At 54.6% G+C, this 1,599-nt stretch carries 2 protein-coding genes; both read right to left on the bottom strand.

The window, feature by feature from the left end:
* Positions 1-830 (bottom strand): lipid A deacylase LpxR family protein (locus FE845_RS18475; RefSeq protein WP_227714503.1); only part of this gene is annotated, 830 nt, incomplete at its 3' end.
* 56 nt (positions 831-886) lie between these two features.
* Positions 887-1,599, bottom strand: a 713-nt coding sequence (locus FE845_RS18470) for an aromatic amino acid transport family protein (protein WP_320159707.1), incomplete at its 5' end; no start/stop codon positions are given.

The raw sequence follows: 1,599 nt of genomic DNA, 5'->3' as shown, positions 1-1,599 counted from the left end.
CCGGCATTGTCGTCAATATAGGAATAGCCTACATACTCCACGCCCAGCCCCACATACACAGACCAGCTACTGCCTGAATCTTTGAAAGAGCCCGGCAGGGCGATGGTTGAAGAGGTGCCTGCGTAATCCGGCACAAAATTTATTGGAAGGTGCCTACCAAGCTGCCAGACCAACCCGGTCTTTGCAGAAGTTCGAAAACTGGACAATAGCGCAGTTCCAATCACCGACACACGCTGTTCAATGTTGCCGCCTTGCGCTAGTTGCAGCAGCTTTCGGCCATGCGCACCCTGAATGCCACCCACCACATCGGTTCCAAGTTGATTGCCCCATCCTTGCGGCTTGTCGCTTCCAGTGGCTTTATGCACCCATTTCTGAACTGACTCGGCACCGCTTTCGGGCCCAATAACACCGATATGAGCGCCAAAACCGGTAATTGTATCGGCGTCCCAGCTCCAGAGCGTGCCACTGAGCGACAGGTGGCCGGCATAGGGAATGTCGTCGAATTGCGGATTTTCAACCGTGATATCTTCAGGCGTAACCATGAATTGCCGCAAACTCAGTGTGGCCGCATGCTCTGAATCGGAAGCACCTATACCGGGCAGAAAGCGCAGCCCATCACGCAGAGTTCGGGCAAATCTTGCCGACTTTCCATCGTTCTCGTCAGCGGTGCCCGTCAGATACGACACGCGTACCCCGTTTGTATATCCGCGGTCGGTTCCAGTAAGCAGGTCGTTATCCCAGGACAGGTTCACGACTTCTGCCTTCAGACTGGTTGGCAAAACACTAATAAAGAAGAACAGCAGGAGGGTACATTCGCAGCGATGACTCAAATCCAGTCCCTCCAGTTGGTATTAAAAGAGTAACGAGCATGGCCTAATGTTCGGTCTCAGAACAACACTGGTTCCGGCAACCAACCCGCCAGCCCCATGAAATGGAAAAAGATGGTCAGCCCGCCAAAAATCAGAACCAGCGCAATGCCCAGCTGGCCGCCCGGGGCCATAAAGCCAAGACGCCCACCCTTCAGTGTTCGGGACTTTCGGGCCAGCAGCGCCGGAACAATACAAGCCCAGACCGCCGCAGCCGCACCGGCATAGCCAATGGCAAGAACGAAGCCAAACGGAAAAAACAACGACAGCAGTAATGGCGGAATAAACGTAATTGCCCAGGTTTTGGAGCGCCCTTTGCGATCATTATCGAAGCCCAGCAGGTCGGCCATGTAATCAAAGGTGCCCAAGCCAACGCCGACAAAAGAAGACAGAATGGCAGCCGTTGAGAAAGCACTGATGGTGGTCGCCACCCGCTCGGAATTGATGGCAAAACCAAGGGCGGCGAGCAGAACATCCACGTCACCGCCCTGAGCGACCACGGGGCCGAAATCCGCTCTCGGCAGATTGCCGAATATGCTGATCAGCCACACTAGGTAGAACATCAAAGCCACCAGTGTACCGCCCAGAATGGCTTTCTGCGCCTTACTTTCCTCACCATAATAGGCGCGCATTGATGCCACCGAATGATGATAGCCGAAAGACGTCAGCGCCACTGGCAACATCGCCATCGCATAGGGCGCATATTGGCCGTGGGCATTTGCTGAATCAAACA

This window comes from Marinobacter sp. 1-4A (assembly GCF_016597725.1).
GTDB lineage: Bacteria > Pseudomonadota > Gammaproteobacteria > Pseudomonadales > Oleiphilaceae > Marinobacter.
This window is presented reverse-complemented; position numbering and strand designations above follow the sequence as displayed.